Annotated in this window: 21 protein-coding genes and 3 tRNA genes; 18 read left to right on the top strand and 6 right to left on the bottom strand. The window is 68.6% G+C overall.

What is annotated here, in order from left to right:
- Nucleotides 1-303 precede the first annotated feature (303 nt).
- Nucleotides 304-1,404: a site-specific integrase gene (locus HF024_RS16095; protein ID WP_168690947.1), complete on the top strand. Its 1,101-nt coding sequence runs from the start codon at nt 304-306 to the stop codon at nt 1,402-1,404.
- Between the two features lie 75 nt (nt 1,405-1,479).
- On the opposite strand, the gene HF024_RS16090 is transcribed toward HF024_RS16095, so the two are convergent.
- From HF024_RS16090 to HF024_RS16080, 3 genes are all read right to left on the bottom strand, one after another.
- A tRNA-Phe gene (locus HF024_RS16090) sits at nt 1,480-1,555 on the bottom strand.
- Nucleotides 1,556-1,617: 62 nt separating this feature from the next.
- Nucleotides 1,618-1,694 (bottom strand) — tRNA-Asp (locus tag HF024_RS16085).
- Nucleotides 1,695-1,745: 51 nt separating this feature from the next.
- Nucleotides 1,746-1,818, bottom strand: a tRNA-Glu gene (locus tag HF024_RS16080).
- A gap of 427 nt (nt 1,819-2,245) precedes the next feature.
- On the opposite strand from HF024_RS16080, the gene HF024_RS16075 reads away from it, so the two are divergent.
- Nucleotides 2,246-3,550 (top strand): M23 family metallopeptidase, encoded by a 1,305-nt coding sequence (locus HF024_RS16075; RefSeq protein ID WP_168690238.1) that lies wholly within the window; start codon nt 2,246-2,248, stop codon nt 3,548-3,550.
- Nucleotides 3,543-4,868: a C40 family peptidase gene (locus HF024_RS16070; protein WP_168690236.1), complete on the top strand. Its 1,326-nt coding sequence runs from the start codon at nt 3,543-3,545 to the stop codon at nt 4,866-4,868. Before HF024_RS16075 ends, HF024_RS16070 begins: the two co-directional genes overlap by 8 nt.
- A gap of 87 nt (nt 4,869-4,955) precedes the next feature.
- Here HF024_RS16070 and ppa read toward each other — a convergent pair whose 3' ends face one another.
- On the bottom strand, nt 4,956-5,480 hold the full coding sequence (ppa, locus tag HF024_RS16065) for an inorganic diphosphatase (protein WP_256921931.1): 525 nt from the start codon (nt 5,478-5,480) through the stop codon (nt 4,956-4,958).
- Nucleotides 5,481-5,491: 11 nt separating this feature from the next.
- Between ppa and tilS the strand changes: the two genes are divergently transcribed.
- The 13 genes from tilS to lysS all read left to right on the top strand — a co-directional run bounded on the left by tilS (nt 5,492) and on the right by lysS (nt 17,449).
- Nucleotides 5,492-6,583, top strand: coding sequence for a tRNA lysidine(34) synthetase TilS (tilS, locus tag HF024_RS16060; RefSeq protein WP_168690234.1), 1,092 nt, complete (start codon nt 5,492-5,494; stop codon nt 6,581-6,583).
- Between the two features lie 16 nt (nt 6,584-6,599).
- A complete protein-coding gene (hpt, locus tag HF024_RS16055) occupies nt 6,600-7,151 on the top strand; it encodes a hypoxanthine phosphoribosyltransferase (RefSeq protein ID WP_055899140.1) in 552 nt (183 codons plus the stop codon).
- A 96-nt stretch (nt 7,152-7,247) separates the two neighbouring features.
- Nucleotides 7,248-9,254, top strand: a complete 2,007-nt coding sequence (gene ftsH / locus HF024_RS16050; RefSeq protein WP_085369000.1) for an ATP-dependent zinc metalloprotease FtsH — start codon at nt 7,248-7,250, stop codon at nt 9,252-9,254.
- A gap of 13 nt (nt 9,255-9,267) precedes the next feature.
- Nucleotides 9,268-9,843 (top strand): GTP cyclohydrolase I FolE, encoded by a 576-nt coding sequence (gene folE, locus HF024_RS16045; protein ID WP_168690232.1) that lies wholly within the window; start codon nt 9,268-9,270, stop codon nt 9,841-9,843.
- Complete coding sequence (gene folP, locus HF024_RS16040; protein WP_168690230.1) at nt 9,840-10,643, top strand: dihydropteroate synthase; 804 nt, start codon at nt 9,840-9,842, stop codon at nt 10,641-10,643. Before folE ends, folP begins: the two co-directional genes overlap by 4 nt.
- The gene (gene folB / locus HF024_RS16035) at nt 10,636-11,022 is read left to right on the top strand and encodes a dihydroneopterin aldolase (protein ID WP_085368997.1); all 387 of its coding nucleotides are present in this window, start codon (nt 10,636-10,638) and stop codon (nt 11,020-11,022) included. The genes folP and folB overlap by 8 nt, the downstream gene beginning before the upstream one ends.
- Nucleotides 11,019-11,564, top strand: coding sequence for a 2-amino-4-hydroxy-6-hydroxymethyldihydropteridine diphosphokinase (gene folK / locus HF024_RS16030; RefSeq protein WP_247597156.1), 546 nt, complete (start codon nt 11,019-11,021; stop codon nt 11,562-11,564). Before folB ends, folK begins: the two co-directional genes overlap by 4 nt.
- Entirely contained in the window at nt 11,561-12,040 is a 480-nt protein-coding gene (locus tag HF024_RS16025) for a DUF3180 domain-containing protein (protein ID WP_168690228.1), read from the top strand. Before folK ends, HF024_RS16025 begins: the two co-directional genes overlap by 4 nt.
- A complete protein-coding gene (locus HF024_RS16020; RefSeq protein ID WP_168690226.1) occupies nt 12,024-12,509 on the top strand; it encodes a PH domain-containing protein in 486 nt (161 codons plus the stop codon). Before HF024_RS16025 ends, HF024_RS16020 begins: the two co-directional genes overlap by 17 nt.
- Nucleotides 12,506-14,197 carry a PH domain-containing protein gene (locus tag HF024_RS16015; RefSeq protein WP_168690224.1) on the top strand — a complete coding sequence of 564 codons (1,692 nt, stop codon included), beginning with the start codon at nt 12,506-12,508 and terminating at the stop codon, nt 14,195-14,197. Before HF024_RS16020 ends, HF024_RS16015 begins: the two co-directional genes overlap by 4 nt.
- Nucleotides 14,197-14,955 carry a Rossmann-like and DUF2520 domain-containing protein gene (locus HF024_RS16010; protein WP_210724098.1) on the top strand — a complete coding sequence of 253 codons (759 nt, stop codon included), beginning with the start codon at nt 14,197-14,199 and terminating at the stop codon, nt 14,953-14,955. The genes HF024_RS16015 and HF024_RS16010 overlap by 1 nt, the downstream gene beginning before the upstream one ends.
- A 60-nt stretch (nt 14,956-15,015) precedes the next feature.
- Nucleotides 15,016-15,903 (top strand): pantoate--beta-alanine ligase, encoded by an 888-nt coding sequence (panC, locus tag HF024_RS16005; RefSeq protein ID WP_168690218.1) that lies wholly within the window; start codon nt 15,016-15,018, stop codon nt 15,901-15,903.
- A gap of 31 nt (nt 15,904-15,934) precedes the next feature.
- Nucleotides 15,935-17,449, top strand: a complete 1,515-nt coding sequence (lysS, locus tag HF024_RS16000; RefSeq protein ID WP_085368991.1) for a lysine--tRNA ligase — start codon at nt 15,935-15,937, stop codon at nt 17,447-17,449.
- Between the two features lie 18 nt (nt 17,450-17,467).
- On the opposite strand, the gene HF024_RS15995 is transcribed toward lysS, so the two are convergent.
- Entirely contained in the window at nt 17,468-18,286 is an 819-nt protein-coding gene (locus HF024_RS15995) for a cytochrome c oxidase assembly protein (RefSeq protein WP_247597155.1), read from the bottom strand.
- A 106-nt stretch (nt 18,287-18,392) separates the two neighbouring features.
- Between HF024_RS15995 and HF024_RS15990 the strand changes: the two genes are divergently transcribed.
- A complete protein-coding gene (locus tag HF024_RS15990) occupies nt 18,393-18,566 on the top strand; it encodes a hypothetical protein (protein WP_168690216.1) in 174 nt (57 codons plus the stop codon).
- 104 nt (nt 18,567-18,670) lie between these two features.
- A complete protein-coding gene (gene cls, locus HF024_RS15985) occupies nt 18,671-20,134 on the top strand; it encodes a cardiolipin synthase (RefSeq protein ID WP_085368990.1) in 1,464 nt (487 codons plus the stop codon).
- Between the two features lie 75 nt (nt 20,135-20,209).
- Here the strand turns inward: cls and HF024_RS15980 are convergent, their stop codons facing one another.
- Nucleotides 20,210-21,190: a pirin family protein gene (locus HF024_RS15980; protein WP_168690214.1), complete on the bottom strand. Its 981-nt coding sequence runs from the start codon at nt 21,188-21,190 to the stop codon at nt 20,210-20,212.
- Between the last annotated feature and the right edge of the window lie 5 nt (nt 21,191-21,195).

Genomic DNA, 21,195 nt, shown 5'->3' with positions numbered 1-21,195 from the left:
GCGCGTCTCCATCATCGACACCAAATACATGGGTCCGAAACTGTAGGGCGGGCTGATCAGAGTGGTCGTCCCGCTCAACGCGACTGCTGAAGAGAAGACCGAATGTGTAGAGGCCGTCAGCCGGTACGTAGCCGACGGATGGGCGATCGCCGCCGACCCATTCACGCCTTGGGCGGCTGGCAGCCCTGACCGCTGAAGCGGCATGCGTGCCCTTCTTGAATTTCAGGAAACTGAGGGATCTACGAGAGCTGTACATCTGTGGTCCGGCGGACAATCGTCTCATCGACTCAGGGGGTGTCGGACATGGGATCGATTGAGTCCTACGAGACCGCAGCAGGCAAGCGATATCGGGTCCAGTACCGGACGCCTGACCATCGCAACACGATGAAGCGCGGCTTCACCACGAAACGCGCAGCCGAGCTCTTTCTCTCATCGGTCAATGTCTCGCAAGCCAAGGGAGAGTGGGTCGACCCGACCAAGGCGAGAACCCCGGTCTCGCACGTGGCCGAAGAGTGGTTTCGTGCCCAGGTCCAGGTGAAACCGACGACTCGCTCGGGATACCGATTCCACCTCGACAAGTATGTGCTTCCTCGCTGGGGCGCCACTCGACTGGTGGACGTGCGGCACGGCGACGTTCAAGCATGGGTAGGGGAGCTCTCGACCTCCCTCGGCCCCTCGATGGTGCGGCAGATACATCTCGTCCTGGCGGGGGTGCTGAAGTACGCGATCCGTGATGGGCGCATCACCCTTAACCCGTCCGACGGGATTCAACTGCCGAGGCTGGCGTCACGGGAGCACGGCTACTTGACGCACACGCAAGTGCGGGCGCTGGCGGCGGAATGCGGTGATCAGGGTGACGTCGTCCTCTTCCTTGCGTATACGGGTCTTCGATGGGGCGAGATGGCCGGCCTCCAAATCAATCGAATCGACTTCACTCGCCGACGGCTCGACGTAGCACGAGCGGTCTCAGAACCGCGGGGAGTGATCGTGTGGGGAACGCCGAAGAATCACGAGCGGCGGTCCGTTCCCTTTCCCGAGCTACTTGCAGTTCCGCTCGAGGCGCGGTGCGCCGGTCGCGACCCCGAGGAGCCGGTATTCGTCGGCGCCGACGGCGGTGTGCTGCGGGCAGGTAATTTCCGCAACCGTGTCTTCAACGCGGCCGTCGCCCGGTGCATGGAGAACGACGAAACCTTCCCACGACTGACTCCCCATGACCTCAGACACACGGCCGCATCGCTCGCCGTCTCGGCCGGCGCGAACGTCAAATCCGTGCAACGGATGCTCGGACACGCGTCCGCCGCGATGACCCTCGACGTCTACGCCGACCTCTTCGACGATGACCTTGACGACGTTGCGAACGCACTCGATGCCCAAGCCGCGAAATCGGTTGTAGTCAAAATGTAGTCAAACGCTACTTCGACGGCCTCGGCCAACAATCGAAAAACCCCCGGATTCCGCATGAGTCCGGGGGTTATTCTCTGGTGGCTCCGACCGGCATCGATCCGGTGACCTTTCGATTTTCAGTCGAACGCTCTACCAACTGAGCTACAGAGCCTCTCGAGACGACCGATGCCGCCTCTAGACGGAAGCCCTTCCCAAGGGAAGGGCTTCTCGTCGTGGCGACCCTGACGGGACTTGAACCCGCGACCTCCGCCGTGACAGGGCGGCACGCTAACCAACTGCGCTACAGGGCCTCAATGTGAAGCTATTCAATTATATAGGACGCCGTTACCTTCAACGGACAGTGACCCCAACGGGATTCGAACCCGTGCTGCCGCCGTGAAAGGGCGGTGTCCTAGGCCGCTAAACGATGGGGCCGGAACGTCACGGATCGCTTTCACTTTCCGATGACCACCGACGAACAAGCATACGGAAACCCCCGGGCAAAAGCGAATCCTGCGTGCATCCCGGGCGGGTCCGGCTGTTCGGGATGCACGGGGCCGGCCCGCGCGCGCACCAAGCGGCCCGCATTCCGCCCGTTCCCGCCATCCCGCGACCATCCCGCGACCAGCCAGCGAATGGTCACGGTTTCCTCTCGATCGCGGGTTAGATTCGCTCTCGACGGCCGCCCGGGCTGTCCGTGCAGTCGCGCGCCGCCCCCGTCGATCTCCGTGTCTTCGAGCATCCACAGCCCACCGACCCTGGGCTCCCGGAGTGCTTGTTGCTAAAGTTGCACACGTTGACAGCGGGACCCGTGTGACTCATGTGACTCAAACGAGCACGAGCGAACGGGTTCGAGGAAACGATGAAGCGCACTGAACCGGTCTCACCCAGCCCCCGACGAGCCCCCGCCGCCGGGCGCGTCGGCCTGCTCGGCCGCCCAGGCTCCATCCGGCACCGGATGCGCGCCCTCGTCGCCGCCATCGGCGTCGCGACCGTCTTCGCGGTCGGCGCCGTCGCGGCCCCCGCGTACGCGGACCAGTACCCGAGCTGGCAGGACGTCCAGAACGCCAAGGCCAACGCCGGGGCGGCCTCCGCTCAGGTCGACAGGATCAACGGGCTCATCAGCCAGCTCAAGGGCGAGGTGGCCGCCACGCAAGCCGAGGCCGTCAAGCGCGGTGAGGAACTGCAGGCGGCGGAGGCCGCGTTCGACGACGCCAACATCAAGGCAGACCTCATCCAGAAGCAGGCGGACGAGAGCCAGAAGAAGGCGGACGACGCAAGCGTTCAGGCCGGCAAGCTCGCTGCCCAGCTGTACCGCACCGGCGGTCGCAACCTCACAGCCAACCTCTTCCTGAGCGGCAACGGCGCCTCGAGCGCCAGCCCGGACAAGCTGCTCTCCGACCTCGGCAGCATGTCGAAGCTGGTCGAGCAGTCCAACAGGGTCTACACCGACGCCAAGGCCGCTCAGAACACCGCGAAAGCGCTCGCCGCGCAGGCCGTCGTGGCCAAGGCGGAGCGCGAGAAGCTGCGGATCGCCGCGGAGGCAGCGCTGAAGGCAGCGGCGGAGGCCGCGAAGGCCGCGCAGGACAAGCTCGCGGAGCAGCAGAAGCAGATCGTCGTGATGCAGGCGCAGCTCGCCGCTCTGCGCGACACCGTCAGCAAGACCGTCGCCGGCTACGAGGCCGGTGTCGCGGCGGCAGCAGCAGCCGCGGCCGCGCAGGGCTCCGGCGGACTGCCGGGCGGCTACGTCGGCCCGCAGGGCTGGGCCGTCCCCGCCGCCGGCCCGATCACCGACGGCTTCGGCTCCCGCCCGTCGCCGGGCGGCGTCGGCAGCACATACCACCAGGGCATCGACATCGGCGCGGGATGCAACTCGCCGATCTACGCCGCATATCCGGGCGTCGTCGAGTACGCGGGCCCCAACGGCTCGTACGGCAACTTCGTCCTGATCAACCACGGAAGCGGTGTGCAGACCGGTTATGCGCACATCCGCAACGGAGGGATCCTCGTCGGCATCGGCCAGTCGGTCAGTGCCGGCCAGCCGATCGCACGCGTCGGCACGACCGGCGCATCCACGGGGTGCCACCTGCACTTCGAGGTGCGCCTCGGCGGCGTGAAGATCGACGGGATTCCGTTCATGAGGGAAAGGCAGGCACCACTTGGCTAGCCAGAACGACAGGCCGCGGGTTCGCCCCGGCGTCATGATCGGCGCGGGCGTCATGGGTGTGGTCACCGCATCCGTCGGCGTCATCGCCGCGCCCGCATTCGCAGACGACTACCCGTCGTGGAACGACGTGCAGCAGGCGAAGGCGAACGTCCAGAACCAGCAGGCGATGATCGACAACATCACCCAGTTGATCTCCGGGCTGCAGTCCTCGGTGGATGCGGCCCGCGTCGCCTCCGAGAAGGCGGCGGAGGCGTACTTCCAGGCGAAGGACGCTCTGACGGCGGCCACCAAGAAGGAAGCCGACCTGCAGAAGCAGGCGTCTGCCGCGGCGGAGAAGGCCAAGACCTCGCAGATGCGCGCCGGTCTGCTCGCCTCCCACCTGGCGAAGTCGAGCGGCGGCGGCGACCTCTCCGTCGATCTGATGCTGAAGGGCGGCGGTTCCGGTTCCGCCGCCGACAAGCTGCTCTACCAGCTGGGCACGATGAGCAAGCTCACCGCCCAGTCGAAGGACGTCTACGAGCAGGCCACCAAAGACAAGAACAACGCGGAGTCGCTGACCGCGCAGGCGAAGGTCGCCAAGACCGAGCGCCAGTCGCTGGCCGCGAAGGCCGACGACGCGCTCAAGGCCGCTCAGGATGCGCAGGCGCAGGCCCAGGCGGCGCTCGCCACCCAGCAGAGCAAGTCCACCGAGCTGGTCGCCCAGCTCGCAACGTTGAAGAACACGTCGACCCAGACCGAGGCCGCGTATCTGCAGGGTGAGCAGGTCAGGGCCGCACAGGCGGCTGCTGCCGCGGCGGCTGCGGAGGCAGAGCGCCAGCGGCAGGAGCAGGCGCAGAACTCCGGCGGCGGCGGAGGTGGCGGCAACGGCGGAGGCGGCGGTGGTGGCGGCGGTACGGCCCCCAGCGGCGGAGGAGGCGGCGGCCCGGTCGCGCCGCCGAACGGCAACGTCGTCGACACGGCGATCGCCTACGCGCGCGCCCAGCTCGGCAAGCCGTACATCTTCGGCGGAGAGGGCCCTGGCGGCTACGACTGCTCCGGCCTCACCATGAAGGCCTACGGGTATGCCGGCGTCTACATCGGCAGCCACTCGGTCAACAACCAGTACTACACCGCTGCCAACCGCGGCCAGCTGGTCTCGTACAGCGACAAGCAGGCGGGTGACCTCATCTTCTGGGGCGACGCTCCCGGCGATTTCTACCACGTGGGCATCTACATCGGCGGCGGCATGATGATCGCGGCCCCCACCGAGGGCGACGTCGTCAAGATCCAGTCCGTCTGGGGCTCCCCCTGGTACCAGGTCGCCCGCCCCAGCGCCTGACCACGGTCCTTAAATAATCGAGTCCGGACTTATGCACGCGACACGCCGCGGCGGGCGTGCATAAGTCCGGACTCGATTGCGTGGGGGCTAGTGGCCCTCTTCGGCGAGCTTGGCGATGCCCGCCTCGATGATGGCGTTCGCCTCTGCGGCGTCGCCCCAGCCGTCGACCTTGACCCACTTGCCGGCCTCGAGGTCCTTGTAGTGCTCGAAGAAGTGCTGGATCTCGGCGCGGGTGCCCTCCGGGATGTCATCGACGTCCTGGATGTGCGCCCAGCGCGGGTCCTTGTACTGCACGGCGATCACCTTGGCGTCGCTGCCGGCCTCGTCGCTCATGTTGAGCACGCCGACCGGGCGCACCTTGATGCCCACGCCGGGGAACACCGGGTACTCGAGCAGCACGAGCACGTCGACGGGGTCGCCGTCGAGGCCCAGCGTGTTCTCGAAGAACCCGTAGTCGGTCGGGTAGACGAACCCGGTGTAGAGCACGCGGTCGAGGTACACCCGGCCGGTCTCGTGGTCCACTTCGTACTTGTTGCGGCTCCCCTTGGGGATTTCGATGATCGCATCGTATTCGGCCATGGTGTTCTCTCCTTGTGTCGAAAAGTCTGCAATAACGTTACTGGATGCACCTCAACGGTTCTTCAGGCGCCGAACCGCCCCGCGCCGAACGCCGCCCCCGTCTCACCCCGCCGATCGCGGACGCGCGGCGTGCGGTGCGCACCGCACTGGCAGCGGCGGCGGCGCTCGAAGCCCCGGATGCGCACGACGACCACGGGCCGGAGCGACCGCATCCACTGTCCGCCGGCGCGCTGGTGCTCGTCGGCCTGAGCGGGGGAGCGGACTCGCTCGCCCTCGCGGCAGCGACCGCCTTCGAGGCGCCGCGCGCCGGATACCGGGCGGGCGCCGTGATCGTCGACCACGGTCTGCAGCCTGGCTCTGCCGACGTCGCCGCCGCAGCAGCCACCACCGCCCGCGGTCTGGGCCTCGACCCCGTGATCGTCGAGACGGTGACAGTGGATGCGGACAGCTCCGGTCCCGAGGCCGCCGCCCGTGCCGCCCGCCACGCCGCGTTCTCCCGGGCACGCGCATCCACGGGCGCTGAGCGCATCCTGCTGGCGCACACGCTCGACGACCAGGCGGAGACGGTCCTGCTCGGGCTCGCACGCGGCTCTGGCCCGGGCAGCCTGCAGGGCATGGCGGCGGACACCGGCACACTGCTGCGCCCGTTCCTCGCGCTGCGCAGGGAGACCACGCACGCCTTCTGCGCTGACAGCGGGCTGACCCCGTGGGAGGACCCGCACAACGCCGACCCGTCGTACGCGAGGGTGCGGGTGCGCTCGACCGTGCTCCCCGTGCTCGAACGGGAGCTGGGTCCCGGCATCGCCGAGGCGCTCGCCCGCACGGCGGAGCAGCTGCGCGAGGACGACGACGCGCTCGACGGCCTCGCCCTCGAATGGGCGCTCGAACTGGTGACCCAGACCGACGACGGAGCGGTCGCCCTCGACGTGCGCGGGCTCGCGGCCGACCCTGCCGCCCTGCGCCAGAGGATCATCCGGCTGGTCGTCTCCGCCGAGTTCGGGGTGTCGCTCAGCCGCGCGCACACGCTCGCGGTCGCCGAGCTGATCACCGACTGGCACGGCCAGGGTCCGCTCAGCCTCCCAGGCGTTAGAGTTGTCAGGCAGAACGGGCTGCTCATGTTTTCCCCCAACTCTTAAGGACAGCACCTCCCTCATGGAACTCACGGACGTTCACGACGACCTGACCGAGATTCTCATCACCGAGGAGCAGATCCGCTCCCGTATCGCCGAGCTCTGCCGCGAGATCGAACGCGACTACGCCGGTAAAGACGTCCTCCTGATCGGCGTGCTCAAGGGCGCTGTCATGGTCATGGCCGACCTGGCGCGCGAGCTGAAGATCCCGGTCACGATGGACTGGATGGCCGTGAGCTCGTACGGCTCCGGCACGGCGTCGAGCGGGGTCGTGCGCATCCTGAAAGACCTGGACACCGACCTGGACGGCAAGACCGTTCTGATCGTCGAGGACATCATCGACTCCGGCCTCACCCTGTCGTGGCTGCTGGCCAACCTGCGCTCGCGCGGCCCGGAGTCCATCGAGATCTGCACCCTGCTGCGCAAGCCGGAGGCCGCCAGGGTCGAGATCGACGTGAAGTACGTCGGGTTCGAGATCCCGAACCAGTTCGTGGTCGGCTATGGCCTCGACTACGCGGAGAAGTACCGCAATCTGCGGGGCGTCGGCATTCTCGCGCCCTCCGTGTACAGCTGATCCCGACCGGGCGATCACGGGCGTTCTGAACGCCCGGCGCGCCCAGAGCGAACACGCAGGCGGCGCACAGTCCCGTGGCGGTACTCTGGCTGCACCATGAACGTCAAGAAGATCTTCCGCGGGCCGATTCTCTACATCGTGCTGGCCATCGTCGCAGTGTGGATCGGCTCGAGCCTGATCACCATGTCGGGCTTCAAGGCAGTGTCGACGCAGAAGGGCCTCGAGCTCCTGCAAGACGACAAGGTCTCGAGCGCGAAGATCGTGGACGGTGAGAACCGCGTCGACCTGAATCTGAAGACGGCCGACAAGACGCTCGGCAGCCAGGTGCAGTTCTACTACGTCACGCCGCGCGGCGCCGACGTGGTCAAGGCCGTCGACGACGCCAACCTGCCGAAGGGCTACGACGACGAGGTCCCGCAGCCCAACTGGCTGCTCTCCGCGCTCGGCTTCCTCATCCCCGTGCTGCTGATCGGCGTGTTCTTCTGGATCATGCTGTCCGGGATGCAGGGCGGCGGCAACAAGGTCATGCAGTTCGGCAAGTCCAGGGCCAAGCTCGTCACGAAGGAGAGCCCCAAGGTCACCTTCGAAGACGTGGCAGGCTCCGACGAGGCCATCGAAGAGCTCGAAGAGATCAAGGACTTCCTCAAGGAGCCGGCGAAGTTCCAGGCGGTCGGCGCCCGCATCCCGAAGGGCGTGCTGCTGTACGGCCCTCCAGGAACGGGTAAGACCCTTCTCGCCCGCGCCGTCGCCGGTGAGGCCGGCGTGCCGTTCTACTCGATCTCCGGTTCGGACTTCGTCGAGATGTTCGTCGGTGTCGGCGCGAGCCGTGTGCGCGACCTGTTCCAGCAGGCCAAGGAGAACGCTCCGGCCATCATCTTCGTCGACGAGATCGACGCGGTGGGTCGCCACCGTGGCGCCGGGCTCGGCGGCGGGCACGACGAGCGCGAGCAGACGCTGAACCAGCTGCTCGTGGAGATGGACGGCTTCGACCCGAAGACCAACGTCATCCTGATCGCGGCCACCAACCGTCCGGACATCCTCGACCCTGCGCTGCTGCGCCCCGGTCGCTTCGACCGCCAGATCGGCGTCGACGCCCCCGACATGGTCGGCCGCAAGAAGATCCTCGAGGTGCACGGACGAGGCAAGCCGCTCGCCGCCTCCGTCGACCTCGAAGTGCTGGCGCGCAAGACGCCGGGCTTCACCGGTGCAGACCTGGCCAACGTGCTCAACGAGGCCGCCCTGCTGACCGCCCGCTCCAACGCGCAGCTGATCGACAACCGTGCGCTGGATGAGGCCGTCGACCGTGTGATCGCCGGTCCCCAGAAGCGCACCCGCGTGATGAAGGACCAGGAGAAGCTGATCACGGCGTACCACGAGGGCGGCCACGCTCTCGCCGCCGCCGCGATGCGTCACACCGACCCCGTCACCAAGATCACGATCCTCCCGCGTGGCCGTGCCCTCGGATACACGATGGTCATGCCGCTGGAAGACAAGTACTCGGTCACCCGCAACGAACTGCTCGACCAGCTCGCATACGCGATGGGCGGCCGTGTCGCGGAGGAGATCGTGTTCCACGACCCCACCACCGGCGCATCCAACGACATCGAGAAGGCCACCTCCATCGCCCGCAAGATGGTCACCGAATACGGCATGAGCGCCGACATCGGCTCCGTCAAGCTCGGCCAGGCCAACGGCGAGATGTTCCTCGGCCGCGACATGGGTCACCAGCGCGACTACTCGGAGCGCATCGCCGAGCAGGTGGACGCCGAGGTGCGCACCCTGATCGAGAAGGCGCACGACGAGGCCTGGCAGGTCATCAACGAAAACCGCGCCGTGCTCGACCGGCTCGCTGCCGCCCTCCTTGAGCAGGAGACGCTCGACCACAACCAGATCGCCGAGATCTTCGAAGACGTGGTGAAGCTGCCGGAGCGCCCGCAGTGGCTGTCCAGCGACAAGCGCCCGATCTCCGACCTCCCCCCGATCGACTACCCGAAGGCCAAGGCGCCGATCGACGCCGGCGCCGTGGACGGTGGCGTCGACTCCGAGCCGCCGTCGAAGCCCAAGCGCGCACCCGTTCGCAAGCCGCGCCCGGCCACCGCGTAGAGCCGGCGCGCGCATGACCGGTTTCGATCGTCCGCGCATCGAGGCAGCTGTCGCAGAGATCCTCGCCGCCATCGGCGAGGATTCTGCGCGTCCGGGACTGGCGGCGACCCCGTCGCGGGTCGCCGACGCGTACGCCGAGTTCTTCTCCGGCCTCGGCAAGGATGCTGCCGCCGAGCTGGGCGACGCCGTGCCGTTGGAGACGGACAAGGCCGAGACGATCCTGGTGCGCGACATCGCGTTCCGTTCCGTCTGCGAGCACCACCTGCTCCCGTTCCTCGGCATGGCGCACGTCGCATACCTGCCGGGGGAGAAGGTGGTCGGCCTGGGGCGCATCCCGAAGGTGGTCGACACCCTCGCCGCCCGGCCGCAGCTGCAGGAGCGGCTCACCGAGCAGATCGCGGACACCATCGAACGCGGCACGGAGGCGCGCGGCGTCTTCGTGGTCCTCGATGCGGCGCACACCTGCGTGACAACGCGCGGCGCCCGGCAGACCGCGAGCACGACGGTCACGATGGCCGCCCGCGGCGCGTTCACAGACCCGGCCGCGCGCGCGGAGCTCGTGGCCCTGATCGGGCGTGGCATCGCGTGACGCTCATCATGGGTGTCCTCAACGTGACACCGGACTCCTTCAGCGACGGCGGCCTCTGGCTCGAACCGGACGCCGCCATCGCGCATGCCATCGACCTGGTGGAGCAGGGCGCGGACATGATCGACGTCGGCGGCGAGTCCACCAGGCCTGGCGCCCTCCGGGTCGACCCCGCAGAGGAGCAGGCACGCGTCGTTCCCGTCGTGCGCGAGCTCGCCTCCCGCGGCATCACCGTGAGCGTCGACACGATGAACGCGGAGACGGCCAGGGCGACGGCGGATGTCGGCGCTGCGATCATCAACGACGTCTCCGGCGGCCTCGCGGACCCCGGCATGCCGCAGGCCCTGCTCGACACCGGCCTGCAGTACGTGGTGATGCACTGGCGTGGCCAGAGCGACTCGATGGACTCCCTCGCCCGCTACACGGACACGGTCGGCGAGGTGCGCGCGGAACTGTCTGCGCGCGTCACCGCGCTGCTCGACGTCGGCATCGACCCGAGCAGGCTCATCCTCGACCCCGGCCTCGGCTTCTCCAAGACGGGCGAGCACAACTGGCAGGTGCTCGCCGGGCTCCGCGCGTTCGAGACGCTGGGGTACCCGATCCTGATCGGCGCCTCGCGCAAGCGGTTCCTGAGCGCGCTGCTGCCCGACGGAGCTCCCGCCACCGACCGGGATGCGCCCACCGCCGTCATCAGCGCGCTCGCCGCCCGCGACGGGGCGTGGGCCGTGCGCGTGCACGATGTCGCGTCCACCAGGATCGCCCTCGATGTCGTGCGGGCGTGGCAAGCTGGAAGCGATGACTAGGCCAGCTGCGACCCGACCGTCCGACGCGATCGTCCTCACCGGCCTGCGCGTGCGTGCGCACCACGGCGTCTACGACTTCGAACGGCAGAACGGGCAGGACTTCGTGGTCGACGTGACCGCCTGGCTCGATTTGGCAGCACCGGCGGCGTCCGACGACGTGGCGCAGACGGTCCACTACGGCGAGCTGGCCGAGGAGATCGCGGACGCCGTGCGCCGTGACCCCGTCGACCTGATCGAGACGGTGGCCGAGCGCGTCGCCGCCGTCGTGCTCGCGCATCCCCCGGTCGACGCGGTCGAGGTGACGGTGCACAAGCCGGACGCCCCGATCAGCGTGCCGTTCGGCGACGTGGCCGTGCGCATCCTGCGGGAGCGATCGTGACAGCGGGAGGCGTGACGCCCCGGCCGCAGCGGATGCGCGTCGGCCACCCGGCCGTGCTCGCCTTCGGCGGCAACCTCGGCGACAGGGAGGCGACCATCCGCGCCGCCGTCGCCGCTCTCGAGGCGACGCCGGGCATCCGGGTGGATGCGGTCTCCCCGCTCTACGAGACGCCCGCCCTCAAACTCGACGGCATCGACCACGACGCCCCCGCCTACCTGAACGCGGTCGCCCTGGTCGACACGATCCTCGACCCTCTCGCCCTCCTCGACGCCGTCAACGCCGTCGAAGACCGGCTCGGCCGCGTGCGCGATGAACGCTGGGGCGACCGCACCATCGACATCGACATCGTCGACTACGACGGCATCGTCTCCGACGACGAGCGCGTCACGCTGCCGCATCCCCGGGCCGCCGAGCGCGCGTTCGTGCTGGTGCCCTGGCTCGACATCGCACCGGATGCGCAGCTCACCGGCCATGGACCGGTCGCCGCTCTCGCCGCCCGCGCCACCGACCCTGTCCGCACGTACGAGGGGAGCGCATCGTGAAACGCACCACTCCCGTCCCGCTGATCGTCCTCGGCGTCGTCGCCGCGGTCGCCGGCTTCCTCATCGAACTGGCGCTGGCCGGGTCGGGGCTCGCGGTGTTCGTGCCTCCGCTCACCCTGCCGATCACGCTGGTGGCCGTCTCGATCATCGTCGTCGCGTTCGCCGTGCCGATCCGCCGGGCCGTCCGCGGCAGGAACGCCCGGCCCATCGACCCGTTCCAGGCGATGCGGATCGTGGTGCTCGCGAAGGCGTGCAGCCTGTCCGGCGCCCTGCTCACCGGCCTCGGCGCCGGCCTCCTGGTCTACCTGCTGAGCCGCGCTGTCATCCCGGCCGGCGGCACGATCTGGCTGACCGTCTCCACGACCGTCGGCGCCATCGTGCTGCTGATCGCCGGTCTGATCGCCGAATACCTCTGCACCATCCCACCCGACGACAAGAACGGCGATCCGGAGAATGTCCATGTCGAATCGTCTTGACCTGAGCGTCGGGGAGTGGCAGCGCGTCTCCCCGAAATACGTGGTCGTCGTGATCGTGAGCGCCGTCGTCAGCGGCGTGGTGCTTGCGGCGGCGGCGACCTTCCTGTGGCTGGTCGCCCAGTGGAGTTGGGGCTGGCTGCTGCTGGCGGCGGTGGTGGTCATCACGATCGTGAGCCTCATCATCGCGCCCCGCCGCGCCCGCTCCATCGGCTACCGGATGCGCGAGGACGACCTGCTCTTCCGCCGCGGCATCATGTACCAGCGCTTCGTGTCCGTGCCGTACGGCCGGATGCAGCTGATCGACATCAACCGCGGCCCGGTCGGACGCATCCTCGGCCTGGCCGACCTCAAGTTCGTGACGGCGGCCGCATCCACCGGCGTGGTCATCCCCGGACTCCCCGAACCGGTCGCCGCCGACCTGCGCGACCGTCTCGTCGAACTCGCTGAGAGCAGGCGGGCAGGACTGTGAGCGCCCCGCTCAGCGCAGCGGAACGCGCCGCCGAACGGTTCACGGACGGCGAATGGCACCGCCTGCATCCGGCCACGCCTCTGCTGCGCGGTGGCATCGTCTTCGTGGCGATCCTCGGCTTCGTGCTCTCCAACCTGCGCGAACGCATCGTCGGCATCTTCATCGGAACGCCGGACTACGGCGGAGACCCGATCGATCAGATCTACGACCACGGCTGGGAAGGCTGGGCCCTCCTCGCGATCGTGGTGGTGCTGCTGCTCTGCCTGGGAGCGTTCTACCTGTCGTGGCGGATGCACAGCTTCCGCATCACGGGCGACGCGGTGGAGGTGCGCAGCGGCATCCTCTTCCGCACGCAGCGCAAAGCCCGGCTGGACCGCATCCAGGGCATCAACATCGTGCGCCCGGTGCTCGCGCGGATCTTCGGCGCGGCGAAGCTGGACATCAGCGTGGCAGGACACGACGCGAACGTGCAGCTGGCGTACCTCGGCTCGTCGCTGGCCGACGGGCTGCGCGGCGACGTGTTGCGGCTGGCGTCGGGGGTGCGTGCGAGCGAGGCGGAGAGCCGTCCGCCAGAGGTGACTGAGTCGTTCGGTGAGCCCGGGCCTCAGGGAGGCATGGCCGGTCCGGATGGTTCGCCGGCCGGCGTGCAAGGTGCCGCCGCGGCCGGAGGCGCCGTGTCCGGACTGGTGACCCGTCGCGTCAACGAGTTCATCGCGCCGGAACTCGACCCCACCGTCGCTCCGCCGCAGTCGGTCGTGAAGATTCCGCCGCTGCGCCTGCTCGGCTCGCTGGTGCTCAGCGGCTTCACCATCTTCCTGCTGGTGGTGGTCGCGTTGCTGGTGATCGGCGTATCCACGGGCCGGGTGTGGCTGCTTTTCGTGGTGCTGCCCGGCCTGCTCGGGTCGGCGAGCTTCTACATCAACCGCTTCACGAAGTCACTGCGCTATTCGATCGCGGGAACGCCGGACGGTGTGCGCGTCGGCTTCGGCCTGCTCAGCCTGAGCAACGAGACGCTGCCGCCCGGCCGCATCCACGCGGTCGAGGTGCTGCAGCCGCTGCTGTGGCGTCCGTTCGGCTGGTGGCAGATCCGGATCGATACGGCCGGCCACTCGAAGGAGAAGGGCGCGGCTGGGCAGCCGAACACCACGATGCTCCCGGTCGGCGACGCGGCCGACGTCGCACGGGTGCTCGGCCTCGTGCTCCCCGATTTCGCGACGGACGCCCACCGCGAACTGATCGTCGCAGGGATGACATCGCGCGGACGGGACTCCTACATCGGCAGCCCGCGCCGCGCGGCCTGGGTGCGGCCGCTCTCTTGGAGGCGCAACGGGTACAGCATCGTCGACGGGGTGATCCTGCTGCGCCGCGGCGCGGTGTGGCGCAGTCTGGCGATGGTCCCGCTCGCGCGCCTGCAGAGCCTCGAAATCCAGCAGGGCCCGATCGACAGGATGCTCGGCCTCGCCGGCGCCCGCCTGCACACGGTCTCGGGCCCGGTGCGGCCCAGGCTGGCAGCGCTGGACGCACCCCAGAGCGTCCACCTCTTCGACGACGTCGCCGCCGGCGCCATCGCCTCCGCGCAGTCCGACCGCAGCCACCGCTGGGCGGAGCTCCCGTTCGACCAGGCCGCCCCGCTGGATGCGCCGACGCCGCCCTCAACCCCCACCACAACCCGCGAGGAGCACCCGTGATGCAGCGTTCCGGACGACTCGGTCTCGGCATCATCGGCGCTGGGCGCGTCGGGCCGGTGATCGGCGCTGCGCTCGCGGGGGCTGGACATGCCATCGTCGGGGTTTCCGCGGTATCCGAGGCGAGCAGGGAGCGGGCGGGGGCGATGCTGCCGAACGCGCCCATCCTGGACGTGCCCGTCCTGGTGGAGCGGAGCGAGTTGGTGGTCATCGCGGTGCCGGACGCCGAACTGCCCGGTCTGGTCGCCGGGCTCGCCGCCACCGGCAGCTGGCAGCCCGGCCAGATCGTCATGCACACCGCACCCGGGTTCGGCGTGTCTGTGCTCCAGCCGGCCGCTGCGGCGGGCGTGATCCCGATCGCCGTGCATCCCGCCGTCGAGTTCACCGGCACCAGCCTCGACCTCGCCAGGCTGGCCGAGAGCTACTTCGCCGTCACCGCGCCCGCTCCCGTGCTGCCGATCGCTCAGGCGCTGGTGGTCGAGATGGGCGGGGAGCCCGTGGTCATCGCCGAGAAGGACCGCGAGGCGTACGCGGAGGCCGTCGCGACCGCCACGTCGTTCTCCCGGGCGATCGTCGAGCAGTCCACCGGCATCCTGCGGGACATCGGGGTCGACAACCCTGGACCCTTCCTCAGCTCGCTGCTGCGCTCCGCCGTCGACAACGCCATCACGACGGCCTCGGCACCGGCAGCCATCGACCTGTCCGAGGTCTTCGACGAGCAGCAGGGGGACGATCGCGGCTGGTTCCTCCGCGGCGAGTAGCCTGGATGACTGGCCGTTCAACTCCGCGCCCGCCAGGCGCACCGGCCGTTAGGGGAGCAGATGCCTGACGTCGTGACCACCATTCCCGAACTGCGCGCGCGGATCGCCGCGGGCCGCAGGGACGCCGCCCTCGAAGGCAGCGCTGACGCGCCATCCGGTCGCGTCGTGCTCGTGCCGACGATGGGCGCCCTCCACGACGGGCACCTCCGGCTGGTCTCGCACGCCAAAGACCTCGGCGGGATCGTCGTCGTCTCGATCTTCGTCAACCCGCTGCAGTTCGGGCCGGGCGAGGACCTCGACCGCTACCCCCGCACCCTCGACGCCGACGTCGCCAAGCTGAGCGGCCTCGCCGACATCGTCTTCGCGCCGAGCCCGGCGGAGATGTACCCGAACGGCGCGACAGAGACCCGCGTCACCGCCGGCGCGATCGGCTCCCTGTACGAGGGCGCATCCCGGCCAGGTCACTTCGATGGCATGCTCACGGTCGTCGCCAAGCTCTTCAACATCGTCGGCCCAGACGTGGCCGTGTTCGGCCAGAAGGACGCGCAGCAGGTGCACCTCGTCGGCCGGATGGTCGACGAGCTGAACCTGCCGGTCACGATCGCCGTGGTCGACACGGTCCGCGAATCCGACGGGCTCGCCCTGTCGAGCCGCAACAGCTACCTCGACCCGGCGGGACGCGCCGCCGCCGTCGCACTCTCCCAGGCGCTCGCCGCCGCGAAGGCCGCGGCCTCAACGGGAGCAGCAGGCGGAGTGGATGCTGTGCTCGCCGCCGCCCGCGCGCGTCTCGACACCGAACCAGCCGTTAAGCTTGACTATCTCGTGGTCGTCGACCCGGACTCGTTCCTCGCCGTCGCCGAAGGCCACCACGGCCCAGCCGTGGTGCTCGTGGCAGCCCGTGTCGGAACGACCAGGCTGATCGACAACGAGCGCATCAGCATCAGCTGAGCGGCCTCCTCCGCACGAACGAAAGACACTGATGACCGACGAGCAGACCCCCGAGCCTGAACTCTCCGCTGACGAGATCAGCGAGCAGAAGGCCGTCCGCCTCGGCAAGCGCGAGCGCCTGATCGCCGAGGCGAAGACTCCCGCGGGCGGCGCGTACCCGGTCGCTGTGCCCATCACCACGACCATTCCCGCCGTGCGCGCGAAGTGGGGCCACCTGCAGGCCGACGAGGTCTCCGGAGAGACGGTCGGCGTCGCAGGACGCGTCGTGCACCTCCGGAACACCGGCAAGCTGTGCTTCGCGGTGCTTCAGTCCGGCGACGGGACGCGCATCCAGGTGATGGTGTCGCTCGCGGCCGTCGGCGAGGAGTCGCTGGCCGAGTGGAAGGAACTCGTCGACCTCGGCGACCACCTCTTCGTCTCCGGCGAAGTGATCTCGAGCCGCCGCGGCGAGCTGTCGATCATGGTGGAGAGCTGGACCATCGCATCCAAGGCCCTGCTTCCGCTGCCGAACCTGCACAACGAGCTCAACGAGGAGACGCGCGTCCGCAGCCGTTACCTCGACCTGATCGCGCGCGACCAGGCCCGCAAGAACGTCATCGACCGCGCCAAGACCGTCGCCAGCCTCCGCAAGACGTTCTCTGAGCGTGACTTCATCGAGGTGGAGACCCCGATGCTGCAGGTCATGCATGGCGGGGCGTCCGCGCGCCCGTTCGTCACCCACTCGAACGCGTTCGACACCGAGCTCTACCTGCGCATCGCACCCGAGCTGTACCTGAAGCGCGCCGTGGTCGGCGGCATCGACCACGTGTTCGAGATCAACCGCAACTTCCGCAACGAGGGCGCAGACTCCACGCACTCGCCCGAGTTCGCCATGCTCGAAGCGTACGAGGCGTACGGCGACTACAACTCGATCGCCGACCTCACTCAGACCCTCATCCAGAACGCCGCGCAGGCGATCTCCGGTTCGCATGTCGTGACCTGGGCCGATGGCACCGAGTACGACCTCGGTGGGGAGTGGGATCGAATTCGCATGTACGACAGCCTGTCCGAGGCGGTCGGCGAAGAGATCACTCCCGCGACATCTGTGGAGAGACTGCGCGAGATCGCGGCTGTGGAGGGGATCGAGATCCAGCATCCCCTGCCGGGAAAGTACGTCGAGGAGCTGTGGGAGCACTTCGTCAAGGACACGCTGGTGCGACCGACGTTCGTGATGGACTTCCCCGTCGACACCAGCCCGCTGGTGCGCGCGCACCGTTCGCGCGAGGGCGTCGTGGAGAAGTGGGACCTCTACACCCGCGGCTTCGAGCTCGCGACCGGATACTCGGAGCTGGTCGACCCCGTCGTGCAGCGCGAGCGGTTCGTCGAGCAGGCGAAGCTGGCCGCGGAGGGCGATGTCGAGGCGATGCGTCTCGACGAGGAGTTCCTGCGTGCTCTCGAGTTCGGCATGCCGCCGTCGGGCGGAATGGGCATGGGCATCGACCGCCTGCTGATGGCGCTCACCGGCCTCGGTATCCGCGAGACGATCCTCTTCCCGCTCGTCAAGTAGCGGCTTCCGCCCCACCCCTCACGGCCGCTGGCGCAGGTGGTCGCGGGTGAGCGCATCCAGCTCGTCGTCGCTGAGTGCGTCGATCCGGTTGGCCTCTCGGCGGTCGAGGCGCATCCAGCGCACGAACAGGATGATGAGCACGGGCACGTCCGCGATTTCTGCGATGAACCACAGGAAGTCGCCGGACAGATGCTGGTCGTGGAGCGCATTCGGGAACCAGAACGGCAGCGGACCCAGCACAGCGGGCGCGTGATCCAGGATCCCGTCGTTGAGCCGCAGGAGCAGCCCGGGCGCCGCATCCAGCAGCATCTCGACGAACGCGAGCAGGAACTCCACCGTCACGAAGAAGCTGGTGCGGATGATCGAGTGGGCGGCGATCGGCAGCACCATGAGCATCCCGGCCAGCGGCACGACGACCGTGATCGACCACTCCGACCAGGGGTTGTCGCGCAGCACGGCGGCGAGCGGCGTCAGGAAGACGAGGAACACCGCACAAGCGAACAGCGGCGCGAACATCGCGTTCCCGAACAGGCGGATCGCGCGCGAGCGCAGGGTCGCCTCCAGCCTGCTCGCCCGGCGTCCGCTGAGGGCCAGGCGGGCCAGGGCGACGGGGCGGCCCAGGCTCATCAGTGCGGGCACGGCGAACAGCAGCAGGGCGATGCGGGTCGTGAACGCCCAGCGCAGCTCGGAGCTGTACGCGCCAAGGAACCCGAACGACACCCACGCGTACGAGCCGAGGCCGAGCGCGAAGAACCACACGGTGGGCGCCATCGGCCAGCGATGACCGCGGCGGCGGAGGGCCAGGATGCCGGCGATGTACAGTCCGGCAGCGGTCACGAGAGCGACGGCGGCGACCGGGTCGAAGCGCCAGGTGGCGAGGAAGACGGTGACGGGTGGCGTGATGGTCTCCGTTCTCAGGTGCAGGAGCTACCATTATCAAGTTATGAATGATGTCGTAGCTGGGATCGTGTGGTCACTCGCACCGACCGTCCTCGTCGGTCTGCTCTTCTGGCTGATCATGCGCGCCATCGTTCGCGCCGACCGCACGGAGCGCAAGGCGTACTCGCGCATGGAAGCCGAAGAGCGCGCACGCCGCGGCCTCGCGCCCAAGGCGTAGCTCCGCCGCGTCGCGAGTACCCTCGCGGCCTTCCCTTCGATACGGTAAGCGATAGGGCCTGCACGTCAGCGCGCCCACACAATCGGTAGAGGGGATGCGCGCCGATGGACGCAGGGTTCCTCACCACCGCGATCGTCGTGCTGCTGCTGCTCGTCGACTTCATCATCCGTGTGATCGCCGTGATCGTCGTGCCGCGCAACCGCAAGCCGACGTCGGCGACCGCCTGGCTGCTCGCCATCTTCTTCATCCCGTACATCGGCGTGCTGTTCTTCCTGCTGATCGGCTCGTACAAGCTGCCGAAGAGCCGCCGGGACAAGCAGGCGGAGATCAACCAGTTCATCATCGAGAGCACGGAGGGCATCGAGCGGGTCAGCCGCGACCATCCGTGGCCGCCGTGGCTGGAGTCCGTCGTCGCCCTCAACCGCAACCTCGGGGCGATGCCGCTCGTCGGCGGCAACACGGCCAGCCTCAACGGCGACTACCAGGCGTCACTGGATGCGATGACGGAGGAGATCCGGGCGGCTCGCCGCTATGTGCACGTCGAGTTCTACATCCTGAGCTGCGACCAGACCACCAAGCCGTTCTTCGACGCGCTCGAGGATGCCGTGAAGCGCGGCGTCTCGGTGCGCGTGCTGCTCGACCACATCGCGTCGTACCGCACCAGGGACTACAAGCAGACGACCAAGCGCCTCACCGACATGGGCGCATCCTGGCACCTGATGCTGCCGGTGCAGCCGTTCCGCGGCAAGTACCAGCGGCCCGACCTGCGCAACCACCGCAAGCTGCTGATCGTGGATGGCCGGGTCGGCTTCATGGGTTCTCAGAATGTGATCGACCGCAGCTACAACAAGAAGTCGAACATCCGGCGCGGTTTGAAGTGGAAAGAGCTGATCGTGCGCCTGGAGGGACCGATCGTCGCCGGTCTCAACGCGATCTTCATCACCGACTGGTACAGCGAGACCGACGAACTGCTCCGGCGCGAGACGGAGCCGATCACCGACGACCTCACCGCGAACGCGCTGGATGCCCAGGTGGTGCCGTCCGGGCCTGGGTTCCCCGGCGAGAACAACCTGCGCCTGTTCCTCGCGCTGCTCTACTACGCGCAGGAACGCATCGTGATCACGTCGCCATACTTCGTGCCGGACGACGCCATGCTGATGGCAATCACGACCGCGACGCAGCGCGGGATCGCGGTAGACCTGTTCGTGTCGGAGGTCGGCGACCAGGCGCTCGTCTACCACGCGCAGCGGTCGTACTACGAGGCGCTGCTGCGCGCCGGCGTGCGGATCTGGATGTACAAGAAGCCGTACATCCTGCACGCCAAGCACTTCACGATCGACGACGACGTGGCCGTGATCGGGTCGAGCAACATGGACATGCGCTCGTTCCAGCTGAACATGGAGGTGTCGCTGATGGTGCGCGGCCGCTCGTTCGTGGACGAGATGCGGGCCGTCGAAGACGGCTACCGCCGAGACAGCCGCGAACTCACGCTCGACGAGTGGATGAAGCAGCCGCTGCGGTCCACGGTGCTGGACAACCTCGCGCGGCTGACCTCGGCGCTGCAGTAGCCGCATCCGGGCCGGCGAGATGCCACTATCTGCGCCGCATCCCGGGCGTTTCGCGACAGTTGCTGGTATCTCGCGCTAGCCGCGCGGCTTGAGGCGCACGGTGGGGAGGTCGGGAGCGGGGAGCGCCCGGCCGTCGTAGCCCGCGACGGTGCCGAACCGGCCGTGGGCGTCCTCGTCGTCGATGACGTCGCCCATCCACTCGGAGCGGAACTGCACGACCTCGTCGTGCCCGCGCCCGATGAAGTTCCACCACATCACGATCTGCTCGTTGAGCGGCTCACCGCCGAGCAGCACCAGCCGTGCCCCGCCGTCGCCGACGGTCACGGTCACCGCGTCGCGTCCGGGCGCGAGGTAGGCGAGGTGTGCGCGCGGCACAGGCACGCCCGCCACGGAGACGTCCCCGGCGTCCACCAGGATGCCGTGCTCGAACGACGCGTCGAGCGGCACCACGATCTCCCCGGCGCTCCGGACCAGCAGCTCGGCGCCGAGCAGCGGGCTGAACACGGTGGCGTCCGTCCCGCTCCCCGCGAGCTGTCCGACGAACGTGCGCACCTCCGCGGCGCCGAGCTGCCCGGCGACCGGCACGTGGTGCTCGAAGAACGGCTCCGTCGCGCGCGACCGGTCCGGTAGCGCGACCCACAGCTGCACGCCGTGCAGGCGGGTCGTCTCCGGCGTCGACACCTCGGAGTGGCTGATCCCGCGTCCGGCGGTCATCAGGTTGAGCTCGCCCGGCCGCACCATCGCGTGGCTGCCGACGCTGTCCCTGTGCTCGATCTCGCCCTCGAACAGCCAGCTGACAGTCTGCAGGCCGGTGTGCGGATGGGGAGGGACGCGCATCCCGCCGGTCGCCGAGACGTCGTCCGGACCGTAGTGGTCGATGAAGCACCAGCCGCCGATCAGCGAGCGGCGGCGCTGGGGGAGCGTGCGGCGCACGTTCATCGCGCGCGGGCCGCCGAGCGGCACATCCCGCGGTTCGAGGATCTCGACGGCATCATCTCCGATGCGCGGCTCGTCGTCGACGAGCACCTCCGCCGGGTCGCGTTCCAGGTTGCTCACACGTG

This window comes from Leifsonia sp. PS1209 (assembly GCF_012317045.1).
In the GTDB taxonomy this organism is placed as follows: Bacteria; Actinomycetota; Actinomycetes; order Actinomycetales; family Microbacteriaceae; genus Leifsonia.
Note: the sequence above shows the minus strand (reverse complement) of the source record. Positions and strands in the feature narration are given on the sequence as shown.